Annotated in this window: 16 protein-coding genes and 2 pseudogenes; 6 read left to right on the forward strand and 12 right to left on the reverse strand. The window is 57.7% G+C overall.

What is annotated here, in order from left to right; all coding sequences use genetic code 11:
* Nucleotides 1–377: 377 nt before the first annotated feature.
* Entirely contained in the window at nucleotides 378–965 is a 588-nt protein-coding gene (locus VK574_RS08940) for a hypothetical protein (protein WP_472799495.1), read from the reverse strand.
* A gap of 634 nt (nucleotides 966–1,599) precedes the next feature.
* On the opposite strand from VK574_RS08940, the gene VK574_RS08945 reads away from it, so the two are divergent.
* The 3 genes from VK574_RS08945 (at nucleotide 1,600) to VK574_RS08955 (ending at nucleotide 5,079) form a co-directional block, all read left to right on the forward strand.
* On the forward strand, nucleotides 1,600–1,944 hold the full coding sequence (locus VK574_RS08945; protein ID WP_472799496.1) for a PadR family transcriptional regulator: 345 nt from the start codon (nucleotides 1,600–1,602) through the stop codon (nucleotides 1,942–1,944).
* An 8-nt stretch (nucleotides 1,945–1,952) separates the two neighbouring features.
* Nucleotides 1,953–4,601 carry an ADOP family duplicated permease gene (locus VK574_RS08950; protein WP_472799497.1) on the forward strand — a complete coding sequence of 883 codons (2,649 nt, stop codon included), beginning with the start codon at nucleotides 1,953–1,955 and terminating at the stop codon, nucleotides 4,599–4,601.
* A 136-nt stretch (nucleotides 4,602–4,737) separates the two neighbouring features.
* The gene (locus VK574_RS08955) at nucleotides 4,738–5,079 is read left to right on the forward strand and encodes a hypothetical protein (RefSeq protein WP_472799498.1); all 342 of its coding nucleotides are present in this window, start codon (nucleotides 4,738–4,740) and stop codon (nucleotides 5,077–5,079) included.
* On the opposite strand, the gene VK574_RS08960 is transcribed toward VK574_RS08955, so the two are convergent.
* Nucleotides 5,070–6,296 carry a GGDEF domain-containing protein gene (locus VK574_RS08960; RefSeq protein WP_472799499.1) on the reverse strand — a complete coding sequence of 409 codons (1,227 nt, stop codon included), beginning with the start codon at nucleotides 6,294–6,296 and terminating at the stop codon, nucleotides 5,070–5,072. The genes VK574_RS08955 and VK574_RS08960 overlap by 10 nt on opposite strands.
* A 690-nt stretch (nucleotides 6,297–6,986) precedes the next feature.
* Between VK574_RS08960 and VK574_RS08965 the strand changes: the two genes are divergently transcribed.
* Nucleotides 6,987–7,436 carry a hypothetical protein gene (locus tag VK574_RS08965; protein WP_472799500.1) on the forward strand — a complete coding sequence of 150 codons (450 nt, stop codon included), beginning with the start codon at nucleotides 6,987–6,989 and terminating at the stop codon, nucleotides 7,434–7,436.
* A gap of 128 nt (nucleotides 7,437–7,564) precedes the next feature.
* Here the strand turns inward: VK574_RS08965 and VK574_RS08970 are convergent, their stop codons facing one another.
* The 8 genes and pseudogenes from VK574_RS08970 to VK574_RS09005 form a co-directional block, all read right to left on the reverse strand.
* Nucleotides 7,565–7,930 (reverse strand): hypothetical protein, encoded by a 366-nt coding sequence (locus VK574_RS08970; RefSeq protein ID WP_472799501.1) that lies wholly within the window; start codon nucleotides 7,928–7,930, stop codon nucleotides 7,565–7,567.
* A gap of 164 nt (nucleotides 7,931–8,094) precedes the next feature.
* On the reverse strand, nucleotides 8,095–8,517 hold the full coding sequence (locus tag VK574_RS08975) for a hypothetical protein (RefSeq protein WP_472799502.1): 423 nt from the start codon (nucleotides 8,515–8,517) through the stop codon (nucleotides 8,095–8,097).
* Between the two features lie 301 nt (nucleotides 8,518–8,818).
* Nucleotides 8,819–10,390 carry a carboxylesterase/lipase family protein gene (locus VK574_RS08980; RefSeq protein WP_472799503.1) on the reverse strand — a complete coding sequence of 524 codons (1,572 nt, stop codon included), beginning with the start codon at nucleotides 10,388–10,390 and terminating at the stop codon, nucleotides 8,819–8,821.
* A gap of 228 nt (nucleotides 10,391–10,618) precedes the next feature.
* On the reverse strand, nucleotides 10,619–11,914 hold the full coding sequence (gene lysA / locus VK574_RS08985; RefSeq protein ID WP_472799504.1) for a diaminopimelate decarboxylase: 1,296 nt from the start codon (nucleotides 11,912–11,914) through the stop codon (nucleotides 10,619–10,621).
* Between the two features lie 116 nt (nucleotides 11,915–12,030).
* Nucleotides 12,031–12,864 (reverse strand): alpha/beta fold hydrolase, encoded by an 834-nt coding sequence (locus VK574_RS08990; protein WP_472799505.1) that lies wholly within the window; start codon nucleotides 12,862–12,864, stop codon nucleotides 12,031–12,033.
* Nucleotides 12,861–13,166, reverse strand: a complete 306-nt coding sequence (locus VK574_RS08995) for a PspC domain-containing protein (RefSeq protein ID WP_472799617.1) — start codon at nucleotides 13,164–13,166, stop codon at nucleotides 12,861–12,863. Before VK574_RS08995 ends, VK574_RS08990 begins: the two co-directional genes overlap by 4 nt.
* Nucleotides 13,167–13,172: 6 nt before the next feature.
* Nucleotides 13,173–13,241, reverse strand: a pseudogene (locus VK574_RS09000) (zinc-ribbon domain-containing protein); the annotation flags it as partial.
* Between the two features lie 113 nt (nucleotides 13,242–13,354).
* Entirely contained in the window at nucleotides 13,355–14,581 is a 1,227-nt protein-coding gene (locus VK574_RS09005) for a tetratricopeptide repeat protein (protein WP_472799506.1), read from the reverse strand.
* A 67-nt stretch (nucleotides 14,582–14,648) separates the two neighbouring features.
* Here VK574_RS09005 and VK574_RS09010 point away from each other — a divergent pair, with 67 nt between their 5' ends.
* Together VK574_RS09010 and VK574_RS09015 are read left to right on the forward strand one after the other, a co-directional pair.
* Nucleotides 14,649–15,194: a hypothetical protein gene (locus tag VK574_RS09010; protein ID WP_472799621.1), complete on the forward strand. Its 546-nt coding sequence runs from the start codon at nucleotides 14,649–14,651 to the stop codon at nucleotides 15,192–15,194.
* A gap of 63 nt (nucleotides 15,195–15,257) precedes the next feature.
* Nucleotides 15,258–15,548, forward strand: a complete 291-nt coding sequence (locus VK574_RS09015) for a hypothetical protein (RefSeq protein WP_472799622.1) — start codon at nucleotides 15,258–15,260, stop codon at nucleotides 15,546–15,548.
* Nucleotides 15,549–15,638: 90 nt separating this feature from the next.
* Here VK574_RS09015 and VK574_RS09020 read toward each other — a convergent pair whose 3' ends face one another.
* Together VK574_RS09020 and VK574_RS09025 are read right to left on the reverse strand one after the other, a co-directional pair.
* Nucleotides 15,639–15,866, reverse strand: a complete 228-nt coding sequence (locus VK574_RS09020) for a hypothetical protein (RefSeq protein WP_472799623.1) — start codon at nucleotides 15,864–15,866, stop codon at nucleotides 15,639–15,641.
* A gap of 1 nt (nucleotide 15,867) precedes the next feature.
* Nucleotides 15,868–16,182 (reverse strand): annotated as a pseudogene (locus VK574_RS09025) (hypothetical protein); the annotation flags it as partial.
* Nucleotides 16,183–16,409 lie beyond the last annotated feature (227 nt).

Genomic DNA, 16,409 nt, shown 5'->3' on the forward strand with positions numbered 1-16,409 from the left:
GATGTGTGGTTCTGCTTGATGCAGGAATCATCGGCCGAGAGGCACCGTTGCGCTGAGGCAGATCCTGATCAGACAAATTGCGCGCCCTCCGGTGCGCGCCCAGGAATTCTGTGCTTTTCTCTTGACTTGGACTTACATAGATGTGGTTCTGCTTGATGCAGGAATCATCGGCCGAGAGGCACCGTTGCGCTGAGGCAGATCCTGATCAGACAAATTGCGCGCCCACCGGTGCGCACCCAGGAATTCTGTGCTTTTCTCTTGACTTGGACTTACATAGATGTGACCTACTCGGCAATTACCTTGAGGACAACAGTCGGCGTGAAACCCCAGCCCCTCCACCAAGGCATCTTAGGCCAACGAACAATTGCAACGGCGAGTCACTTCGCACCCTTGCGCATCCACGCAGGTGCCCTGCATAACGGATCGCCAATTACGACATCTTCCCAGCCCACAAATCGCCAAGCCGCATACAGGCTTTCCGCCAGCGTGAACCCCGACGTGTATCGCTCCATCGCCACCGAGGGTGACGCAACCGCCTGCAGAAGCGGTTCATCGGTATATCCCTTCACGCCAGTAATTCCATGCGCAATCAGATCCGCGATAAGGGACTGTCCTCCTGTCGTCGGTAGAAACGTCCGCGCACTCGTGGACACCGCAGTATCTCCGATAGATCCCGGCGCAAATCGCAGCGATTCATATGCTTTCTCGTTGGTTCGACTTTTTAGTTCATGCGTCAGTTCGTCCAACCATCGCTCTGCGCCGTACGCTTCGATGTCCTCGAACGTCTGATTGTCTACTCCTGCTGCGCCGCCATTGGCCTTGCAACACTTGTAGGCAAAACTCAGAACGTCTCTGCGGTACACCTTGTCGTAGAGAGCATAGAAGCGAAAGTCAGGCGATCTCTTCGCTTTGTCGTGCAACGCTGTCTGTAACTTCTGAACGCTTTCCGGAGTTGCTAGGCTCATCGCCAATCCCTCTGTCTTCGTCACTTCTTGCGTTTTGCTTCCAACTGAGGTCCCTTCCCTCCCCCGGCATTACCCGGCTTCATCGGTACTACGAACCTCCCCGCCACCCCAAACGGCCCGGCCTGGCTCTCGCGAGTTGCCAGTTGATCCCGTACTGCGGATCACCGCTGGGGCTTCCCGTGTTGCGTCTGGTCCACGTTTTCATGCATGCCGTCACCACTACCCCGGCAGGACTGATGTGATTGATTCGCTCGTGTTCTCCCATCAGCTTCGGCCTTCCCTCGATTACTGGCAGGTCGGCTCCTGCATCCCCGGTTTCGGGGCCTGCTCAGCGTTTACTCAAATTACGGCCTGCATGATCGCCAAGTCGCCTTCGCGACCCTCTACACCGAAGGCTCCAGCAGATTCGTTGCCTCCTCTGCCGCTTCGATTGCTACCGGGTGGAGCGATCCAGTTCCCGGGTGGAACTCGCACCCACTATGGTCCAGCGCCTTTCACGGCGCACAGTAAGGTCCGGTTAGACGGTCTAAAGCAAGGGCGGCCGTACTTCGACTGCGCCCACGCCAAGCGATAGGCAAGAGGCTAATTTTTAAATACTATTGTAAGAATAGTATATGAGAGCTACTATAGATTCATGGTTAAGAAGCCTGAATTTCGCGACCTCTTTCCCGGCGCACTGGAATTGATGATTCTCAAAACTCTGAGCCGGAAGCCGATGCACGGATACGCTCTCGCGCAGCGAATCAAGGAGACCTCAGACGATCTTCTTCAGATTGAAGAGGGGTCTCTATATCCGGCTTTACAGCGCATGTTGAAAACTGGCTGGCTGATTTCGGAGATGGGCTTATCAGCGAAGAACCGTCCTGTGCGCATCTTCAAGCTGACCCAGGCAGGTAGAAAGCACCTAGAGCAGGAAATCTCGAGTGTCGAGCAGATGTTCGCCGGAATCAGTCGCGTGCTTGCACTTGCAAGACAGTAGGAGGCTTTGTGAACTGGCTCCAACAGTTGTTCTCTCGCCGCCGTCACTACAACGAACTTTCAGAATCAATCCGCGAACACCTCGACGAAAAAATCACGGATTTGCAGGATCGGGGCATGTCGCGCGAGCAAGCAGAGCGATCAGCGCGCCGTGAGTTCGGTAATGTCACACTGATCGAGCAGCGCGGCCGTGAGATCTGGCAGTGGCCCAGCCTCGAGAGCATCATTGCCGATGTACGTTTTGCGCTGCGGCAATTGCTCAAGTCTCCCATGTTCACCGCAGCTGCAGTCACCACTCTGGCGCTCGGCATCGCCATCAATGCCACAATGTTCAGCCTGGTCAGCGCGTTCCTGATTCCGCATCTGCCTGGCGAAGACACGGAGCATATCGTTGCTGTCTCGTCCGTCAACCCCGACTCCCAATTCCAGCCGGAGGCTTACCCTTCATCCGCTCCCAATTACCTGGCGTGGAGCAGCAATACGCATGTCTTTGCCCTGATGGCAGCGGACAACGAGTTCCTTACCGGCAGTCTCTCCGAGCCTGGCCAGCAGGCCGAAGCGGTCTCGTATGCTGCCGTCTCACCCAACTTCTTCTCTGTCTTTGGCGTCTCTCCCTCGATTGGCCGCAGCTTCCGTTCCGGTGAAGATCGACCCGGGCAAGACCACCTGATAATCCTCAGTCACGGCCTATGGGAACGCCGCTATGGCTCCGATCCGTCGATCATCGGCCGCAGCGTGCGCCTCAACCGTGAAGACTACCTTGTCGTCGGCATCATGCCCGCCACCTTCCGCATGCTGGGCTTTATGCCAAAGCTGTGGACGCCCCTTACACTCTCTGCGGCCGATCGCATGGCCGGCGCCCGAACAAACCGCAATCTCTTTCTCTTCGCGAGGCTCGCGCCCGGAGTTACGCTCCAGCAGGCGCGCACGCAAATGAGCACGCTCGCCCAACTGGCGCAGAAAGACTTCCCTGCCGTCGAACAGCGATGGGGCGCCTCGGTCCGCACTCTCGGCGACTTTCTCATCTACAACTTCAGCATTCGTTCGGGCATATCGGTCATGATGACCGTCGTTGTCTTCATCCTTTTCATCGCCTGCGCCAACGTTGCCGCCCTCATGCTCACGCGAGCCGTGGGCCGCCAGAAAGAGCTTGCCATCCGCCAGTCTCTTGGGGCATCGCGAGCGCGCGTCGTTCGCCAACTCCTTACCGAAGGGATTGTCATTGCCATCTTCGGCGGCGCTTTAGGGCTGGGACTTTCCTACTTCGGCATTCAAGCATTGCGCGCCGGTCTCACTTTCAACGAATACATTGCCGACGTTCCCGTTCGGCTCGACTCAAACGTCCTGTTCTTTGCCCTTGCCATATCGCTTTTGGCCGCTGTGCTGTCAAGCGTGATTCCCGCTCTGAAAGCTTCGCGTTCCGATATCAACGTCAGTCTCAAGAGCGAGACGCGCGGCGCTAGCTCGGACCGATCGCACAACCGTATGCGTGCGGTCCTTGTCGGCGGAGAGACGGCTCTGGCGCTGTTTCTTCTGATCGGCACCTGCCTTCTTATTCGCAGCGTCTACCTGCTTGATCATCAAGAGCTCGGCTTCGCCCACGATCATCTGCTCACAGCGGGATTGGTTCTCGATCAAGCCCGCTACGCTGATTCCGTCAAGAAAGCTCAAGTCGTTCATCAGGCGGTGACGCAGCTCGAGCAGATCTCTGGCGTTCAGACTGTTGCCGTCGCCTCCGATTTGCCCGCCTCCGGCGCAAACAGCATTCCCATTCACATCAAGGGGCAGCCTGAAGCGCGGCCCAACGAAGAGAATAGAGCGATCGACGTTCTGATCACTCCGAACTACTTCAGCGCCATTGGGCTGCCCTTTCGGCGAGGCCGCAATTTCACTGCCAGCGATGACGCTTCCGGACCTCGCGTTGTCATCGTCAACCAGCAGTTTGTACACCAATACCTCCAGGACAGCGACCCGATCGGTAAACAGATCAAGCTCGACACAGATGGCGCCGCGCCATCCTGGAGCCAGATCGTCGGAGTGGTTGGAGACATCAAGACTTACTCGGAATTGCCGACGGTCGATCCCGAGGTCTACGAGTCTTTTTCGCAACGGCCTGTAGCCTCGTTCTCGATACTTCTCCGATCGAGCGTCGAACCGAACACCATCACACCCTCCGTTCGCCAGGTTCTCGCCGAGATCGATTCTGAGCTCCCCCTCCTGCGCATCATGAATATGGATCAGATGATCGAAGTCCAAAGAAACGGAAACCCGCTCTTCAGCAGGATTCTTGCCATCTTTGCCATTCTGGCCCTGGTGCTTGCCGCGATCGGCATCTACGGTCTGGTCGCCTACTCCGTCGGCCAACGCACGCAGGAGATCGGCATCCGCATTGCACTTGGGGCCAGAACCTCTGACATCTCAAACATGATCCTTCGCGAGGGCCTCAAAGTTGCCGCAATCGGTTCCTGCATTGGCTTGTTGATAGCCCTGCCCTTACCCAAAGTCTTTGGCTCGATCTTTCAAGGCTTGATCGTCAGCGCACCGCTGATCTATCCCATCGTTCTTGTGGCGATGCTCCTGGTGGCTTTCATCGCGATACAGGGTCCGGCGCGACGCGCTGCACGCGTTGACCCAAACGTCGCGCTTCGCAATGAGTAGTTCATGAACATTCAGCAATTGGCCTGACCCTGATCTCAACAATTAAATCAGTGAGGAAACTCATCCAACTCCGTCGACGCCAAATTCTGCGGTTCCAGTCGAATTGTTTGAATGCTAAGTCAGAGAGGAGCACGAGGTGTTGCAAAAGGCTGAACTCAGCTGTGAGGCTGATTCAGAGAACTACCTCGGAGGCTCCTCAGAGACTATGTATTACATCGGACTGGATGTTCACAAGAGGACGATCAGCTATTGTGTGAAGGATGCGGCTGGTCGTGTGCACATGGAGGGCAAGATCGGATCAACTCGCGCCCGTCAACCATTGCGTGGCCGACGAACTGGATCGACACAGGATGCATATTGTCCCGGAAGAATTCTGGCTTTGCTGGCGGAGACGCCTTGCGGCAATCCCTTGACCTCGATGTCGGTGTTCATGACATGCGGCAAGCACCAAATCTTCGACCAGGAGATTTACGGGTAAATATGCACGCAATTGCGCCCATTCTGCTTTGCCCGATAACAGGCGCGGTCGGCAGCGCTGAGCGCCTCCGCAACCTGAGTTACTTTCCGGTTCAAAGTCAACACACCAATGCTTACGCCGAGAGTAAAGGTGCGTTGTTGGCACACGAATCGATAGTGAAAGATCCCTTCGCGGATCTCTTCGGCCAGATGCACGCCGCCGTCGGCTTCGCAGTGCATAATCAGTACACCAAATTCGTCCCCGCCCAGTCGGGCAAGAGTATCGGTCTGGCGCAGTTTGGACCGCATGAGCGCGGCTATTTGGCGAATCAATTCGTCCCCGCCGGCGTGGCCGCAGGTGTCGTTGACCACTTTGAATTCATCCAGATCGAGGAACATTAGCGCATGTGTGCAGCCGTCCCGGTGCACCTCGTCGAGGGCGTTGGAAAGACGGTGCTCGAATTCGACGCGATTGCAAAGTCCAGTCAGCGCGTCGTGGCTTGCCAGGTGGGTGAGATGCAGCGTATGTCTCCGTTCCCTCCTTACGTCGCCGAGAGCAATCGCAACTCCGGGGAACAACAGAAAGGCCGCCACGGTAGCAATGCCAGGTATCAAGATTTCGCGCAACTGCCGCGAGATTTCGCCCAGTGTAAAAGAAAAGTCTTCCTCCAGCGGCGTTACCCGCGCATCTGTTTCTTGTATGCGCTGCAGCAAAAGCGCGACATCACCGGCGCCGCTTTTGCCATCCCGTACAGCAGCGTGTAGTTGCTCTGCGACTTTGTTCAGAGTTTCCACTTCATTATCCCCGCGTGCCCAGATTCCGACCGCGCGATCGATGGCTGGCAAGCGCCCGAAATAGCGAACAAGCCGGATCATGGCTGGAATATCGTCAGGATGATTGCCGCCTGCGAGCAGGCCAGCCGCCGCCTTGGCGTAATCAGCGTGTGCCCTTGTCAACGCGAGCCTCGCTTCGCGGTCGCCTAATGGCACCGCGATGGCACGCTCGTAAGCGCTAAACTCTTCCTCATCGTGGCCGTTGGCATAGCGCATCAGGTGGATCACGGCATCTTTCTGCCCTTTGCTCCAAAGGCTCTCGCCACCCACATATGCGCGCGCGGCGGAGAGAATATCTATGCTGAAGTCGCTGAGTAGCACGAGTGCCAAAAGAATCGCTACAAAGGGCAATATCAGGCGCAGCTCACGGTTGCCTCGGATTGAAAACCTGAGCTTGTGCTTCATGTTCGACCTGCTCTTTTCTATATAGGGGCGATTCCGCGCTGTACCGCCTACGTACCTTTATATACAGGTGGCATGGGTGGTATTGCTGATTTGGTGCGCCTACCAGGACTTGAACCTGGAACCAAACATTATGAGTACTCTCCTCTAACCGATTGAACTATAGGCCTTTACCGCCGTCAGATATCAAACGAGCGAAGTTTGGGGTAGGACCGTACCAAACGTAGTTGAGCGTAATTCAGAGATTATGAGTTTCCGGACATCTCTGTAAGTCTATGATAATGCAAGAAATACGAGCGCGATAAAGCGTAAGCCTAAGTAACTGAGCGACCATAACTTAGAGCAGTGCTGACGGGTGGACCGTTACCGTACCTTCAGTTGCATTTTTGCCGCGCCTCTCAGTGGAAGTATCGAGAATTCCCCAGTTGTTCTCTGGCGGCTATCTCCTCTTGACGAGGAATGCCTTCTTAAGAGTTTGCTCACGGCCGCGCCAACTCCGAAAACCGCAAGTCATCTACAAGTGGACGTAAAACCTGCTGTTCGAACACTTGCTTGCTGCCGACACATGGCAACATGCAACCGGAGTTCAAATATGGCTTGCAACTCCAGCATTTGGGTTTCTGCCAATTTCTCTGTGCTTGAGAGGGAATCCTCCCCCGACGAATCGAATCTAAAGAGGGGGAGGTTTAACCCGTGCGAACCGCATTCATAAAACCAATCATCGTGATCCTCGCACTCGCATTTGCTATCTGCGGCCAGAACGCTCGCGGGCAGGACAGCCAGGCCCAACCTCCGACGCAACATACCGACAAATCGCAACCGTCCACCAAGCAGCCCCATCAAGGCAGCCCCGGTGGCGACGTCGGCAGAGGCGCCGGAGACGTCGGCAAAGGAACCGCCAAGGGCGCTGGAGCGGCGGCCAAGGGTGTTGGGAAAGGTGCGGGCGACCTTGTCACACTTCACCCACTCGACGCCGCGGGCAATGTCGGCAAAGGCGGAGCCGCGGCTGGCAAGGACGTCGGCGTCGGCGCCGCCAAAGGCACAGGCAAAATCGCCAAGGGCACAGGTCGGGGAATTGGCAAAATATTCCACCATCGCCATGAGCCGCAGACGGCCCCGGTTCCTTCCGAACCACAAAACTAGAGCTAGGCCGAGAGGCGACGGACAGCTGCTGAGATCGCGTGACGAGAGTCCAAGTCGACCTCGGTTCGGCGTCGAAAGCGCCGCTCTCAGCCCACCTATTGATGGTCACTTAACAGACAGCAAACGCATCAAACAAGGGCGCAGACACCGGCCTTCGACGGCATCAAATCCTGTCGGCATCGCGTAGGCGTACGTGCCGCCCGCCGTGGGAACCCATGCGCCGTAGCGGCCTTCGCCCAGCCCTGAGACTGTGTTGATGTCCGCATGAACGGGCCGCCAAAGCCGTTGAAGATTACGAAGACCGGCAATGGCTTTTCGTATGCAGAGCCTGTAGGAAGATAGATGTCCAGGGACAACCCTGTCTGCCCGGTTTGCTTATAGGTGAAACTGCGCTGAGTGAAGCCCGTCGTTGCGGGGACTGGATAAACGAAACGCATCTCCTGGGCGCGGCAGGTCAAGGATGCGAAGAGGACAACGAGGATGCAAGTTCTCATACCAGTCTCGACCTTCTTCAAACGAGAATGATGGCTAGTACGATACTAAGAAAATCTACGCAAATCGCGGGCTGGCCAGACAATCGTCACAAACTTGGTCACAAATGCGGACAAACCCGTGCCCACAATGGCAAGTTCTCGACTTGAGAGCCCGACCATGCGAGTCACCGCCGATAGATCCAGGCACCGAGAAGCACGGCCAGAATGCTGTCCAGCAAGCCAACCGCAATCGTGGCAAACAGCAGAAAATTAGGGAAGATGTCCAGCGGCTGTAAAGCCATCATGGGGATCGCCCAGAAGACCATCCAGATTGTCAGGGCGCTGCGGAGGGCCGTCTTATAACCGGGACCGTAGTTCGGGAGGAATTTTGCGTAGATCCAGATGCCAATAATGCCTACCACAAAATTCGATGGGATGATGCTTGTCCACCCCTTAGGAGTCTTCCCGAGTGCCGCGAATGCGGCTGTCCATTGTGGATCGAGAAGCACGCGGTGGACGAGGTATTCAATCGCGTTGATCAGCAGGCCGGCGGCCAATCCACCAAGAATCAATTTTTGAATATTCCGCGTTGCAGGTTTTACCTTCATTTTCATTTCTCGCGGACATCGGATGGTGCCGAAAGTATATGCGATGAACGTGAGCCGAAACCATCAGGAGGGTGCTTGCTCGGTACCTGACAAGCAGCAACCGATGACGCACGGATGACCGCCAATACGGAAGTGATATGGTGTGACCCTGTCAATAACTTCATTCGGGGTGCTTTTGCTTTAGTAGTTCGATTGAGGCAAAGGGCTCTATATCCAGAGACCGCAAAACAAACGCGCGCGGATCAATCGAGCTCCCATCCCGGAAATCCAGTTCGCAAAGACGGGAGCCCGAAGCCTCGCTCTAAAAACGCATCGAAGGAATGCCCTGCAACAGGAATAGATACCGATCCCGCGTCGTGTCCGGCCCCGCCGTGATCGGGCTGTTCAGGTGAATCAGCGAATTGCCCGTCGCGTCGTACTTCGGCCATGCCGGCACTCCCGTTCCATTGGGATCGCCGTTCTTCGCGAAGTTGGTCCAGTACGTCATCATCGCTTCGCTCAGCTGCGTATCCTCTGGCCGCACCGTTTCACCCGGACGCGTCGCCAGTGTTCCGAACACATACTCGATGTCGTCGGAATGGAATGCAAACGTCCCCGGATGATACTTGCTCGGTAGCGCTGCCAATTCGAAGTGATACCGGTACACGGGCGCGTCGCCCGTCTTGCGCTGCGCCTCCAGCCACTTCCACGTTCCGAATGCGATGAACTGATCGCTGCCAAAATCAATCGATGACCGCAACGCCTGCGCATCCGTGTCGCCCGGATACAACTTCAAAAACTCATCCGCCCGATCTGCAAACAACTTCGTCGCGTTCGCTTTCCACTGCGCCACTGTCATTCCCCGCATGGCCGCAAAGCTGCCTTCATCCGCATTCCATCCAGCCAGCAGCGGCACATGTGCCTGCTTGCCCGCCGCATAGGTATCAGGAACAGGCTCGGTCAGAAATTTTCCATCCACGACCGGAGCAAAGCCCGTCGTGCCCTTTGTTTTCGCGGCATCCAGCACTTTGTCCGTCGGCATCGCCCGCAGCTCGGCAAGATTCTTCACGTCCAGCGTCGCAACCCACTTGCCGTCAATCGCGGCCCGCTCCGTCACGCTCTGTCCGCCAAGATTCAGCGCGCTCGGAAACGCCGCGCCGCTCTCGCCAATCACTTTCGCGAACAAACCCTGCGCCATCGGCGAAGCCATCAGCGTGCTCACAGCAAACGATCCTGCGCTCTCGCCGAAGATCGTCACGTTGCTCGGGTCGCCGCCGAACTCACCGATATTGCCTTTCACCCATTGGAGAGCAGACACCATATCCAACAGCCCGTAGTTGCCCGCGACGCCGTTGTTCTCCTTTGCCAGCTCGTCAGTAACAAGGAACCCGAACACGCCGAGCCGGTAGTTGATCGTGACCAGCACCACGCCCTTCAACGGCAGAAAGTCGCCGTTATGCCGCGGCTCCGAACTCGCACCGCCCGAGTAGCCGCCGCCATGAATCCAGAACATCACCGGCAGCTTGGCGTCCTTCTTCGCGTCGGCCGGTGTGTAGACATTCAGAAAGAGGCAGTCTTCGCTCGGAGCCGCATCCTGAAACACCATGTCCTCGAACACCCGCCCCTGCGCGCAATGCGCACCGAACTTGGTAGCATCCCGCTCGCCCTTCCATTTCGCCGGCGGCTGCGGAGCCTTCCAGCGCAGATCGCCCACCGGCGGCGCAGCATACGGCAGCCCCAGAAACGCGCGCACCTTTCCGTCATTGATCGTCTTCCCGGCAACCTTGCCCTGCTCGGTCTTCACCTTCAACGAATCTGCATCCAAATTAGCCGACAGTCCCATCAACAGCCCCGCTACCGCCAAGGCACACAACGCCTGCGTACGAAAAAACATTGCAAATTCCTCCGCGAGTTACCTTATCAGGACAGGCTCAGCCCCGCAGCAGTTTCCGCTACAGGGAACCACCAACCAGCAATCGGGCCAAGCGACGCAGAGCGTGTCATCCTGAGCGGAGCAGCTTGGGGCCCCAACGAAGTTGGGATAAGCAGAGCGAAGGATCTGCTTTTGCTCTTCCTGCAAATCAGCATGAAATCGGGTAATGGGATACCCGTGAAACAAGCTCTACGCGATCTCCGTTGCCAGCAAATCCTTAATCTCCTCGCGCCTGCGAATGAGCCGCTGCTGCTTCCCTTCCACCAACACCTCTGCTGGCCTGAAGCGCGAATTGTAATTCGAACTCTGCGCCATGCCGTAAGCCCCTGCATCGAGCAGCGCCACCAGGTCGCCCGCCTCGACAGGCTTCAACATCCGGTCGCGTGCAAAGAAATCTCCCGTCTCGCAGACGGGTCCCACCACATCAACGGCCCGTGCGCGCCCCGACCGCGGTCGCACCGGCACAATCTCGTGATACGCCTGGTACAGCGCCGGCCGAATCAGGTCGTTCATCGCCGCATCGGTGATGACGAATGTCTTCTTCCCGTTCTTCTTCACGTTCAGTACGCGCGTCACCAGCGCCCCGGCCTGCGCCACGATAAAACGACCCGGTTCAATCAGCAGCTTGCAGTCAAAACCTTCCAGTGCCTTTTCGATCGCGGCTGCGTATTCCTGCACCTTCGCCGCGGGACTCACAGCCTTGGCGTCGGCGCGCTCGTGATAATCGATACCCAACCCGCCACCCGCATCTACGACCTTCAGTCTGATTCCCTCGCGTTTCAGCTGCATCGCCAGCTTGCAAACACGCTCCATCGCCGCGCCAAACGGATCTGCCGAGCGAATTTGCGATCCAATGTGCACGCTGATGCCGTACGGCTCCAGCCACTTGTTTCGCGCCGCCGCGCGATAGATCTCCACCGCCTTGCGAATATCGATTCCGAACTTGTGCTCCCGCAGTCCCGTCGAAATGTACGGATGCGTCTCCGCAAACACATCAGGATTCACGCGCAACGCAAAGCGCGCTTTCACTTTCAACTTCCGCGCGCGCATCGCCAGCAACTCGAGTTCCGCTTCGCTCTCTACATTGAACTCAAGAATCCCTGCCTCAAGGGCGCGATCAATCTCCGCTGCCGTCTTGCCGACACCTGAGAACACGACACGCCCCACAGCTTGCGGAGCTGCCTTCATCACACGTTCCAGTTCCCCGCCGGAAACAATGTCGAACCCCGCACCGCGATCCGCCTGCAGCTTCAAAATCGCCAGCGATGAATTCGCCTTCACCGCATAGCAGACAAGATGATCGCGCCCAGCAAACGCCTGCTGAAACATTCCCAGCCGTTCCAGAATCTGCGTGGCCGAATACACGTACAGGGGCGTTCCATACTGCTTCGCCAGCGTCTCCAGCGAAACTCCGTCGCAATGCAATGCACTGCCCGCACCACTATGCTGGAAAGGACGAAATGAATTTTGCAAATCAGGACTCAAGATAGGCTTCCATTGAAAGAACGAGATGCTCTGAGCCTATCGCATTTCGATCGGCACTCCTTTGCAATTCGAATCCAGCAAATCCGCCTCGGAGCTTCTCCTCCGACGCAGCTTGCTCAGAACTCAAACTGCTGAAGCCACGGCGCAAGCAGCGCCGCCACTTTGTCCGGCTGTTCATATGCCGCAAAATGCCCGGCGTCCGCCAGCAGATGGAATTCGCATCCACCTTCCGCCGCCTCAAACTCCCGCATCTCTTCCTCGGAGATCCCCGGATCTTCCCCACCGCAAATCGCCAGTATCGGTGCGTCAATCGCGCGGATATCCGGCACAGAATCCGGCCGTGTCGCCAGCCCGGCCTGCATTGCGATCAAGGCTGAAGCGGTCAGTGTCATCCGCGCTCTCAATTCCGGCACGATCTCCGGTCGTCTCTTCCGCGCACTCTCACCGATCAGTGTCTGCGCATTCCCATCAAACACACCCGCCGTTCCCTCGCGGCGCACCTTCGCAATCGTCTCTGCCCGTTTAGCCAGGTTGGCTTCTGCGTCGGGCTGCGGCTTCGAGCAGACCAGGGCCAAACCACGCATCCGCAGCGGAGCCCTTCGCCACAGTTCAAGCATCATGTAACCGCCAACGGAGCAGCCCGCGAATACCGCCTCAGACAAGGCGAGGTGATCCATCAGTGCCAGCACATCCATGGCCAGTTGTCCCATGCTCAGCACCGGAGCATCGGGCACCCTCGTGAATCCGCCGACCGGCAAATCGGCTCCGAGTTCCGAGGCACCGTGGCCGCGGAAGTCCGGCACAATCGCGCGCACCTCGCCTAAGTCCGCAATCATCGGACGCCAGTAATCATGGTCCAGCGGTGTGGGATGGAGAAAGATGACGGGCAAACCCGCGCCCGTTTCCCAATAGTTGAGTTTGGCCCCGTGTGAATCGTACGTCTTGCTCATACGCTGGGAGGATAACCGCCCGGCGTCCTCGGCGGATACCCTCCTGGCGGATAAGTTCCCGAGCCGCCCGGTGGAAATGCCCCAGGCATCGCAATATGCTCCTCAGGAATGCCGATCCAGCCAGCAAGGTAAGCGACGCCAACCAACCCGCTGGTAAACACGAAACCGACTACCGTGAGAATGCGGACCAGCGTCACATCCCACCCATTGGCCTGCGCCACGCCGATGCACACTCCGGCAATTGCCCGGCCCGCGATCGGTCGTACAAGCGGCCTGCCCGGTGGAGGAGGAACGGCCGTCACCACATTTCCGCAATTCGAGCAAAATCTTGCACTCGGCGGTAACGAGGCTCCACAACGTTGACAGTAGAAGGGCATGACCAACCTCCGGGGAATCGGGCTTTCGATTCCACAATATCACTACGCAAATGCACCATGTTCAGTTCCGGTCTGCCGCTATCGGCCAACGGACCCAACCCGGCTAACCACGCCTAATTGCCGTGATATGGAGACTTCAGGCGCTTGCGCGCGGTGTCGGCCCGCGACGTATTCGGCACTGCGGCTATGGCTGCCTGGTAGTCCTTTACGGCTGTCTGCCGGTCGCCCAGCACGTCATGACACTCCCCCGCCGCCAGCAGGGTTCGCACCTTCAGCTCCGGCCCCACACCATTTGAGGATGCAGCCTCCTCGTAGGCATGCGCCGCCTCAGCATAGTGTCGCTGGCCACGCAGAGCATCGCCCAGTCCAAAATAGGTTAGCTCGAGCTTCGCATCGGCAAAGTACCCAGGCTTTTCGCTGTCGGCCACGATCTCCTCATAAGCGCGCACTGCCCCCATCCCTTCACCGGCATCCTTGCGCAGGTTCGCCTCCTCCAGGCAGAACAGATAGTCCCGTGGGTACTGCTGTTTCAGGCTGCGCACCACATCAATGGCATCTTTGTATTTCCCCTCACGCCGGAGAAACAGAGCGATTACTGTTCGCGCCTCTACGTTATTCGCGAGACCGCGATGCGCGTCATCCCGCAACATCTCCATGCCCTTCGACTTCGACCCTGTGATGCCAACAAAGCCGACCAAGAACTTGAAAGGTAGTGGCAATGCGCCCACAACATATTGGTACACGCCCACAACCAGCTTGGCATCCAGGTAGTCCTGATCGAGTTCGAGTACGCGCGCGCAGTCGTCCTTGGCCTTTGAAGCCAACCGAAATGCAGCTCCAAATCCGCGTTCGACCATCGCTACGTACGTGCAACGCAAGCTCCGCGCCCAGCCCCTCGCGTACAACGCATCCACATCGTTGGGATTCTTGCTCACACGCAAGTCCGCTTCGTGGACTGCTTCATCAGCGAGTGCAAAAATGCGGTCCCGTGTTTTCGGATCCTCTTCGGTGGCATGCTTCCCCGTCAGGAATCCGTCATTTGCGTAGAACGTCGTATCCAGCAGATCTTCGCGATACAGATCCTGAAACACCACTGCATTCAGCAAGAGGGCTGTTGCTTGGGGATCGCCGGGATTCTCCTGGTGGATACGCTCGAAGCGGTCAACCGCGGCCCGATAATCCAATAGGTAAAAGTAGCGGTAGGCCCCGCGCACCTGCGGGTCGAGATTCAGCGGATTCGTGTGAACCTTGTCATCCGCCCGGCTCCCGGATGCCAGACACAGCAACAATCCGAACCAGGAGATCGTCCGCAAAAGCCACTTCCATCTTTTCGATCCCATTGGTCTCCGTGCATTCCGCAAGACATTGCTCACTGCAGAACCTACACGATCAAGTCTATCGAAGAGCATGCGGGCACCCCAGGTCTCGTCCATTGCCAATGGGCGAGGCCTGGGGGTGATGTTCGGCTGGCGGGGTGTTATTTCGGTTCCGGCTTCGGCTTTTCCTGCTTCGGCGGAGCCGCAGGGCGTGCCTCATGCTGTGGAGCAGGGTGCGCCGCCGGTGCCGGACGAGATTCGTGTTGCGGCGCCGGCCGCGATTCGGTTCGCGGCGAAGGTGCCGTGTGCGATTCCGCTCGAGGCGCAGGCCGCGACTCGGTACGCGGCGAAGGTGCCGGGTGCGATTCCGCTCGAGGTGAAGGCCGCGATTCTGCATGAGTCTCGGGAGCGCGGCGAGATTCGGCGCGAGGCGCAGTTGCGGCCCGCGACTCTGGCCTCGGTTTTTCCGCAGGAGCCTTACGAGTCTCAGTTCGCGCCTCCGCTTTTGACGTGGATGAGTGCGATTCTGTGCGAGAAGGTGACGTTCTGGACTCGGGTGCTGTCCGAGACTCGCTTCGTGCAGATGAAGTTCGCGATTCAGCTCGAGAAGGAGTTGTTCGCGACTCGGTCCCTCTAGAGGGTGTCGTGTGGTTTTCCGAACTTGCCCTATTCGATGCGCCGCGAGTCTCAGAGCGCGGCGATGTCTTTTCTGCCGGAGAAGTTCGTGCCGTCACTCCCGGCCGAGTTGTCTCGCGTGCAGGGGTTCGTTCAGGAGTTGCTTTGGCTCCGGCCGCGCGACCTTCATTCGCTGATCGCTCCACTGCCAGCGTGTGCGGATGCCCGCCATTCGCCTTTGCGTACGATGTTCGATCAGCCCGAGCCGACTGCACATGCTGCAATTGGGCTGCCGTCGCAGGCGTGTGACGCCCGCCCATCGCTTCTCGCTCCACCGGTGTGGGATCGTGGCGGATTCCGTTCGGCCCTCCGCTAAATGCCACGTGCCTCGAGTTCGTAATGGTATTGCTTCGAACGATCGTCTCATTCACGTAGGTGTTGCGAATGACGCTCCTGTTCACGCGCATCACCGCCGTGTTATATGCGAAGTTTCCGCCGCGCCACTCGCCGCCCACAAAACCCACGCCCATGTATCCATGTCCGTAATCAATTCCGCCGTAGTACCCGACGCGATCGCCCCAGTAGCCATCATGGAACCTGTAATGCCCGCCGTCCCATCCCCACCACGCAGGAGTCCAAAGCGCGCCTTGGTACGGCGCAGGCACCCACTCGCCGGGAACCCAGTAGTAGCCATCGTCGCCGTAGGCCCAGTATCCCGGAACCCACATCCAGCCCTCTTGCGGACATACCGGCTGCTCGTATACCGGCAAAACTGGCGGAGCAATGGTGACGCTGATCGATACACCCGCAAACGATGCTGCGGGAACGACCAACAGCATCAGCACTGGCAGGAGCCAGCGCACACATCGAAACAAACGCATCGAGAATCCTCCTTGAATTCCCGGCTTGTCGTGAATAAATATGCTTTCTCTATGACAAGCCAGGGTTGGCCGAAAGCGATCGCCGAATCCATGGGCCTTGATTGTGCCGGCATGAACAAACGTCGGCATCGGATTAGTCCGCCCGGTTCAGCGCATTTGCAGCCCGTTCGGCATTTCTGTCCAAGACACGCAAAGCGAATTTCGCGCGGCCAGACTGGTAGGTTGGAGCCGCTTCTGCCCCGATCAGTTGTCCGTAGAAAGGAAATCAGCCAACCAGAGCAGCGAATATCCAGGTTCGCTATCAATCAGCATTGATTTTCGCGGCGTTGGCTTCACTCCTCGTTGCACTCCAACTC

The organism is Occallatibacter sp. (assembly GCF_035317045.1).
Lineage (GTDB): Bacteria > Acidobacteriota > Terriglobia > Terriglobales > Acidobacteriaceae > Telmatobacter.